Source organism: Frateuria hangzhouensis (assembly GCF_026410505.1).
GTDB lineage: Bacteria > Pseudomonadota > Gammaproteobacteria > Xanthomonadales > Rhodanobacteraceae > Frateuria_A > Frateuria_A hangzhouensis.
This window is the reverse complement of sequence record NZ_JAPMIU010000030.1, coordinates 1-7,468: the sequence shown is the minus strand read 5'-3', so window position 1 is coordinate 7,468 and position 7,468 is coordinate 1. Positions and strand designations below refer to the sequence as shown.

Here is a 7,468-nt window from a genome sequence, read left to right as displayed (position 1 = left end):
GGCTTCCGCCTCACGCAGGAAGCCGATGATCTGCTCTTCGGAAAAACGCTTCTTCACGTCCAATCTCCTTCGAATGGGGGATTGGACTCCAAACCGATGTGCTACTCAAAGGCGGGGGGACGTCGGTATAGACCTAAGCCTGCAATGGTCCTAGAGAGGCTCTATGAACTTCTGGAGCGGTATAGGGTATAGTTGGGCTATGACCCAAGACTCTACGCTCATAGATCAGATGCTAGAGAAGTGTCCTCTGGTGACCTTCTCGCTATACACCGAGATTCAAGCTAAGTTCTTATTGACGTTTGGGCGAAGGATATTCAATACGCTAGATCAAGCGTTCTTAGGGGAATCGTCTATAGACGGTGCGTCGATTCAAGATGCCTGGGGTATGTTTTGGCTGTGGACACTGGGTGCTTATGAAGTCCTAAGGGTGATGAAACAAAAGGACGGCGCATATTTTTCTGAGCGTATCCGAAGCGACCTCATGGCCTGCTATAAGATTCTGCACAAGATACGAATTCCATTCGCCAAGCAACAAATCGCTGGGAAGACTCAGCCTGTATATGCCGAGCTTTCGTATTGCAACCTGAGTGACGAGAGCAAAGATATGGCTTTTGAAATTCAAGGCTCAATAGTCTGGATCAGGCCGACTATTAAGGAGTTTGAGCGTTTCATTGGCTCTATCAAGAGTGCTGATATAGTAGGTCGCCTACCGTTAGGGCCTAGAGACTAACCCACGTCACCGCAGCATACACAGCCTAGGGGTAGTATGTTTGACGCACTAAGGAAGCATTTGTTCTATTACGCCGTAATGGCAGAGATCAAATCTCAGTGCGGAGATCAGGAGTTAGTTAACCTGATATGTATGGACGAGGGCGCTAGAGAATATATGGCGTCAGATAGGCTAAGGCTTAGGGGCGTTAAGACACGCATAGCCGCCTTTATCTCTGCCTTCTCCGTCCTAGCCTACAGCCTATACCGCAAGGATATTGGCCTAAGCCATAAGAAAACGATAGCGACCTTATTGAACGATAGGGACGCCAAGGCTAAGCGTAACTTCCATTTCTATCAGGCTAACGTCAACTTGTTTCTAGCGGCTCAGAGCGCAATGCATGAGTTTTGCTTAGATAACGATTTGGCCCCTGATGAGCTTATTAGCGAACCTAGCTAATTTCCCCTAGAAAATCTGTAGCTGCAATTCAGTATATATAGCACCCCTATGCCCCCCTCCTCCCCCCACCTTGGGAGGGAACAGGGACCGCCAGAGAAGGAGAGAGTCTCTCCCTCCCACAATCCTAGCTAGGTTGGCCTGTCTCTTCCCCTGAGCGTCCTCTAGTTGTCCAGGCATGGGGCATGGCTAGGCTTCCCCTAGGGCTAGGGTGTAAGCGTCTCTCTGAGCGTCCTAGGAGCGTCTAGGCGTAGGGCGATTAGCTCAGCGGTAGACGCTGGAGCGAAGCGACAGGACACACGCCAGTGTGTTCCTGCCTCAACTAGGCAGGCATCAAGCAAGGTGGGGCAAGGGCTGAGGGCTAGATGTTCACAGTGGGGGAGTGTGAACGCCTCACACGTTCACGTTGATCGGTGTGAACAAGGGGGCTAGAGTGTGAACGTTCCTCAGCGCAGGCAACAAAAAAGGCTCCCTCTCAGGAGCCTCTTAGCCATTGATACCAATGGGTTTGTAGCGTTGGTGGGCGATGCAAGGATCGAACTTGCGACACCTGCCGTGTGAAGGCAGTGCTCTACCGCTGAGCTAATCGCCCGCCGGAAGCCGGCAACTATACGGATCGTGGTGCAGGTGGTCAATGGGGACATCGTCGATCGATGGCGTTCGGTAGAATGCCCGCCTTTCAGGCAGGCGCCGACTCCCATGGACTTGATCTCCCCCATCCTGCACGCGCTGCAGCATTTCCAGCTGACGCCATGGAAGCTGGTGGGCTTCGCCGGCACCGTCATGTTCACCAGCCGCTGGTTTGTGCAGCTGTACTACACACGCAAGTACAAGCGGGTGGTGATGCCGCTCGCGTTCTGGTGGCTTTCGGTGCTGGGCAGCGCGTTGCTGCTGGCTTATTTCACGGTGGGCAAGAACGACTCGGTGGGGATTCTCTCCAACTTCTTCCCGGTGTTCGTGTCGGTCTACAACCTTGTCGTGCACCTGCGCCACCGCAGGCACAGCGTCACTGGCGACGAGGTTTGAGCCCCGGTCGCCTGTAGGAGGCAGGAGCCCGCTCGCGGGCGATGCTCCTGCAGCGGCCGGTTCACTCCGGGTCGTAGTCGAGATTCGAGGCGAGCCAGCGCTCGGCCTCCTCACGACTCCAGCCCTTGCGTTTGGCGTAGTCCTCCACCTGTTGGCGGGTAAGGCGGCCGACCACGAAGTATTGGCTGCCCGGATGCGAGAAATACCATCCCGAGACGGCCGCGGCCGGATACATCGAGAAGCCCTCGGTCAGCTCGATGCCCGCATTGGCGGTCGCGTCGAGCAGGCGGAAGAGGGTGGTCTTTTCGGTGTGGTCCGGACAGGCGGGATAGCCCGGGGCAGGGCGGACGCCCTGGTACTTTTCGGCGATGAGCGCCGCGTTGTCCAACGCCTCGTCGGCCGCGTAGCCCCAGAACTCGCGGCGCACGCGTTCGTGCATGCGTTCGGCGAAGGCTTCGGCGAGGCGGTCGGCCAGCGCCTTGAGGATGATCGACGAGTAGTCGTCGTGTTCGGCGTGGAAGCGCGCCAGGTGGGGCTCTATCCCCAGGCCCGCGGTGACCGCGAAACCGCCGATCCAGTCACGCTTGCCGTATTCCCAGGGAGTGACGAAGTCGGACAGGCAGAGGTTGGGGCGCTCGACGGGTTTGTCGGCCTGTTGGCGCAGATGGTGGAGCATGGTTTTTTCTGCGGGTGCGCCGGCTGCAGTTTCCGGCAAGCCTTGGCCCCTCACCCCAACCCGCTCACCGGAGGGAAGAGGGAGCAGATCGAGCTCGATGTCGTCGCCCACGCTGGCTGCCGGCCAGAAGCCGATCACGGCACGGGCGGTCAGCCACTTCTCGACGACGATGCGGTCGAGCATGTGCTGCGCGTCATTGAACAGCTCGGTCGCCTGCGGGCCGACCACCTCGTCGGTGAGGATCGCAGGGTAGTGGCCGGCCAGTTCCCAGGCCTGGAAGAACGGCGTCCAGTCGATGTACTCGCGCAGTTCCGCGAGGTCGTAGTCATCGAATACGGTGAGGCCGGGCTTGGCCGGCTGTGGCGGCTCGTAAGCGGCCCAGTCGCAAGTGAAGCGCTGCGCGCGTGCCTTTTCCAGCGGCACCAGTTGCTTGCCGGGACCGCGGTGGCGGTGGCGTTCGCGCACTTCGGCGTACTCGGCGCGGATTTTCGCCATGAAGCCTTCGACCAGATCCTTGCTGACCAGTGATTGCGCCACGCCGACGGCGCGCGAGGCGTCCTTCACCCACACGCAGGGAGATTTGTAGTGCGGCTCGATCTTCAGCGCGGTGTGCGCGCGCGAGGTGGTGGCGCCGCCGATCAGCAGCGGCACGGTAAAGCCCTGGCGCTGCATCTCGCGGGCGACGTGGCCCATCTCCTCCAGGGAGGGCGTGATCAGGCCGGAGAGACCGATCATGTCGGCCTGCTCGGCGATCGCGGTCTCCAGGATCTTCTGCGCCGGCACCATCACCCCGAGGTCGACCACCTCGAAGTTGTTGCAGCGGAGTACTACCGCCACGATGTTCTTGCCGATGTCGTGGACGTCGCCCTTGACCGTGGCCATCACGATCTTGCCGTTGTTCTTGCCGGTGTCGCCGGTGCGCAGCTTTTCCGCCTCGATGTAGGGCAGCAGGTAGGCCACCGCCTTCTTCATCACGCGGGCCGACTTGACCACCTGTGGCAGGAACATCTTGCCGGCGCCGAACAGATCGCCGACCACGTTCATGCCGTCCATGAGCGGACCCTCGATGACATCCAGCGGCCGCGTGCTGAGCTGGCGGGCTTGCTCGGTATCTTCGACCACGAACTGGTCGATGCCGTGGACCAGCGCATGGCTGAGGCGCTCGCGCACGGGTTTTTCGCGCCAGGCGAGGTTCTCGACGACCGGCTCGCCCTTCTTCCTCCGGTAATTGTCGGCGATCGCCAGCAGCCGCTCGGTGGCGTCCTCCCGCCGATTGAGCACCACGTCCTCGACGTGTTCGCGCAAGGCCGGTTCCAGCTCGTCATAGATGGCCAGGGCGCCGGCGTTGACGATGCCCATGTCCATGCCCGCCTTGATGGCATGGTAGAGGAACACCGAGTGGATCGCCTCGCGCACGGTGTCGTTGCCGCGGAAGGAGAACGACACGTTGGAGACGCCGCCGGAGACGTGGCAGGCCGGGAAGCGCCGCTTGATCTCGCGGGTGGCTTCGATGAAGTCCACGGCGTAGTTGTTGTGCTCTTCGATGCCGGTGGCGATGGCGAAGATGTTGGGGTCGAAGATGATGTCTTCGGGCGGGAAGTCGAGTTGTTGGGTGAGCAGCGTGTAGGCGCGCGAGCAGATCTCGATCTTGCGCTCGGTCGTATCGGCCTGGCCGTCTTCGTCGAACGCCATGACCACCGCCGCGGCGCCGTACTGGCGCACCTTGCGGGCATGTTCTAGAAAGGCTTCCTCGCCTTCCTTCATCGAGATGGAGTTGACGATGCCCTTGCCCTGCAGGCAGCGCAGGCCGGCCTCGATCACGCTCCATTTGGACGAGTCGACCATCACCGGCACGCGGGCGATGTCGGGCTCGGCGGCGATCAGGTTGAGGAAGCGCACCATCGCCGTCTCCGAGTCGATCAGGCCCTCGTCCATGTTGACGTCGATGATCTGTGCGCCGTTGGCAACCTGCTGGCGGGCGACTTCCACCGCTTCTTCGTAGCGGTCTTCCTTGATCAGCTTCTTGAACTGCGCCGAACCGGTGACGTTGGTGCGTTCGCCGACATTGACGAAGAGCAGATCGGGAGTGAGGACCAGAGGCTCGAGGCCGGAGAGGCGGGTGTGGCGGATGATGTTCATGCGTTGGCTTCTGCTCCCTCTCCCCTCCGGGGAGAGGATTGAGGTGAGGGGGCGGGCCTTGCGGAGAGGCTGAAAAGAGCCGGCCTTGATGCTGGGTCGTCGCTAGGTCGGCCCCTCACCCCAACCCTCTTTCCGGAGGGTAGAAGGAGCTGGCTCGAGCCAGTCATGCCGCTTCCCGCGATGCGTCCGGCAACCGCCGCGGGGCGCAACCGCGCACCGCGGCAGCAATCGCCGCGATATGCGCCGGCGTGGTCCCGCAACAACCGCCAACGAGGTTCAGCAGCCCGTCGCGCGCGAAGCCGGCCACCACGCTGGCCATCTGTTCGGGCGTCTCGTCGTACTCGGCGAACGCATTAGGCAGGCCGGCGTTCGGATGGGTGCTGACGTAGCAGTCGGCGATGTCGGCCAGCGTCTGCACGTGCGGGCGCAGATCCGCGGCGCCGAGCGCGCAGTTGAGGCCCACCGCCAGCGGACGCGCATGGCATACCGAGTAGTAGAAGGCCTCGGCGGTCTGGCCCGAAAGCGTGCGGCCGGAGCGGTCGGTGATAGTGCCGGAAATCATCACCGGCACGCGCGTACCGCGTTCGCGGAACAGTTCCGACACGGCGAACAGCGCGGCCTTGGCGTTGAGCGTGTCGAAGATCGTCTCGACCATCACGATGTCGGCGCCGCCGTCGATCAGGCCGGCCGCCGATTCGGCGTAGTTCGTCGCCAGCTCCTCGAACGTGACGTTGCGGAAGCCCGGATCGTTGACGTCCGGCGAGAGCGAGGCGGTGCGGCTTGTAGGGCCGAGCACGCCGATGACGAAGCGCGGCTTGTCCGGGGTCCTGGCGGTGTATGCATCGCACGCCTCGCGTGCCAGGCGGGCGCCTTCGCGGTTCAGTTCGTAGGCCAGGTGCTCGAGGTGATAGTCCGCCTGGCTGATGCGGGTGGAGTTGAAGGTGTTGGTTTCGACCAGGTCGGCGCCGGCTTCCAGATAGGCCTCGTGCACGCCACGGATCAGGTCCGGGCGGGTGAGCGAGAGCAGATCGTTGTTGCCCTTGAGGTCGCATTCGCCCGGATGGGCATGATCATGCTGGCTGTCGTGGCCCTGGGCGAAGCGCTCGCCACGGAAGCCCGATTCGTCCAGCGCGTGGCCCTGCAGCATGGTGCCCATGGCGCCGTCGAGGATCAGGATGCGCTCGCGCAGGGCCTGTTCGAGTTGGATCACGCGGTCGGGATGGAGCCAGGGCAGGGTGGTCATGGTTTTCTCTTGACTGTGCGGGTATGGGGCAGATTGTCCCCATCCGCCTTTCGGGCGCCTTCCCTCGCCGGTTGAGGGGAGGCGCAAGGCTCAGGGTTTTCGGGCAAGCAGGCTGATCACTTCGAAATGCGGCGCCTTGCGCTCGCGGCTCAGGCGGATGCAGCTCGAAACGGTCAGGCCGGCGTCGGTAGCAAAGCGCGACAGGTCCTCGCGGGTGAAGCCGAGGTTGCGATGGTCGAACGGCTCGACGGCGGTGCGGTGTGCGTGCTTGCCCAGCGTCACCGCCAGCAGCCGGCCACCGCTGCGCAGCAGGCGCGCGGCTTCGGCCACGGCCTGGGCGGGCCGCTCGGCGTAGGTGAGCGCGTGCAGCATCAGCACCAGGTCGAAGCGGCGCTTGCCCAGGTCCAGCGCGTGCATGTCGCCCTGGCGTACTTCGACGTTGTCGAAGGCCTTCAGGCGTTGCGTCGCGGCAGCCACCACGCGTTCGCCGGAGTCGACGCAGACGATCGAGCGTGCATGCGGCGCCAACAGTTCCGCGGTGATGCCGTCGCCCGAGGCGATGTCCAGCACGTCGCCGGTTTCGAGCAGCTGCAGCAGCGAGCGGGCCAGGGTTTCCCAGGTGCGGCCGGGCGAGTAGTGGCGCTCCATGTCGCCAGCGACGGTGTCCGCCCAGCCTTCGGCGCGGGCGCGATTGGCCAGCACCGCCGGCAGGCGTGCGGCATCCTCGCGCAGCAGGGCGTCGTCGATGCTTTCGCGCAGCGAATGCAGCAGCGCGTGCTGATGCGAGTCGCCCTCGTTGTTGGCGCGGTAATAGGCGGACACGCCGGCGCGGCGGTCGCGCACCAGTTCGGCTTCCTTGAGTTTGGCCAGGTGCGTGGATACGCGCGGCTGCGCCAGGTGCAGCACCTGCGCCAGCTCGGCCACGGTCAGCTCCTCGCCTTCCAGCAAGGCCAGCAGTCGCACGCGGGTGGGGTCGGCCAGCAGGCGCAGGACGCCGGAGGCGGTCGCCAGATCCATTTCCATCCTTTTATCGCGATGCGAAGATGGATAGGCTAGGCGCCGGTGGCGCGGGCGTCAAGGGCGACCTCAAGGCCGTAATCACATGGACTCGCCCCCGCGCACTTAGGCGTCATGGCGCCAGCGGTGAGATAACGCTTTCACCGTCACATGCGGAGGGCGAGTCATGAGCAAGATTACGACCATTGCAATCGATCTGGCC

5 protein-coding genes and 1 tRNA gene are annotated in these 7,468 nt (G+C 62.7%); 2 read left to right on the top strand and 4 right to left on the bottom strand.

Annotated elements, in window-relative coordinates; translation table 11 throughout:
• The first annotated feature begins 250 nt into the window (after positions 1 to 250).
• The gene (locus OSC30_RS16635) at positions 251 to 730 is read left to right on the top strand and encodes a hypothetical protein (RefSeq protein ID WP_267172969.1); all 480 of its coding nucleotides are present in this window, start codon (positions 251 to 253) and stop codon (positions 728 to 730) included.
• Positions 731 to 1,682: 952 nt separating this feature from the next.
• On the opposite strand, the gene OSC30_RS16630 is transcribed toward OSC30_RS16635, so the two are convergent.
• Positions 1,683 to 1,757, bottom strand: a tRNA-Val gene (locus OSC30_RS16630).
• A gap of 107 nt (positions 1,758 to 1,864) precedes the next feature.
• On the opposite strand from OSC30_RS16630, the gene OSC30_RS16625 reads away from it, so the two are divergent.
• On the top strand, positions 1,865 to 2,191 hold the full coding sequence (locus OSC30_RS16625) for a lipid-A-disaccharide synthase N-terminal domain-containing protein (protein ID WP_267172968.1): 327 nt from the start codon (positions 1,865 to 1,867) through the stop codon (positions 2,189 to 2,191).
• Between the two features lie 61 nt (positions 2,192 to 2,252).
• Here OSC30_RS16625 and metH read toward each other — a convergent pair whose 3' ends face one another.
• From metH to OSC30_RS16610, 3 genes are all read right to left on the bottom strand, one after another.
• On the bottom strand, positions 2,253 to 5,006 hold the full coding sequence (metH, locus tag OSC30_RS16620) for a methionine synthase (protein ID WP_267172967.1): 2,754 nt from the start codon (positions 5,004 to 5,006) through the stop codon (positions 2,253 to 2,255).
• Positions 5,007 to 5,169: 163 nt separating this feature from the next.
• A complete protein-coding gene (locus OSC30_RS16615) occupies positions 5,170 to 6,249 on the bottom strand; it encodes a homocysteine S-methyltransferase family protein (RefSeq protein WP_267172966.1) in 1,080 nt (359 codons plus the stop codon).
• A 90-nt stretch (positions 6,250 to 6,339) separates the two neighbouring features.
• A complete protein-coding gene (locus OSC30_RS16610; RefSeq protein WP_267172965.1) occupies positions 6,340 to 7,266 on the bottom strand; it encodes an ArsR/SmtB family transcription factor in 927 nt (308 codons plus the stop codon).
• Between the last annotated feature and the right edge of the window lie 202 nt (positions 7,267 to 7,468).

Excerpts from the sequence above, each read along its gene's own strand:
- OSC30_RS16625 (WP_267172968.1), top strand. The coding sequence starts at position 1,865 with ATGGACTTGATCTCCCCCATCCTGCACGCGCTGCAGCATTTCCAGCTG.
- metH (WP_267172967.1), bottom strand. The coding sequence starts at position 5,006 with ATGAACATCATCCGCCACACCCGCCTCTCCGGCCTCGAGCCTCTGGTC.
- OSC30_RS16615 (WP_267172966.1), bottom strand. The coding sequence starts at position 6,249 with ATGACCACCCTGCCCTGGCTCCATCCCGACCGCGTGATCCAACTCGAA.
- OSC30_RS16610 (WP_267172965.1), bottom strand. The coding sequence starts at position 7,266 with ATGGATCTGGCGACCGCCTCCGGCGTCCTGCGCCTGCTGGCCGACCCC.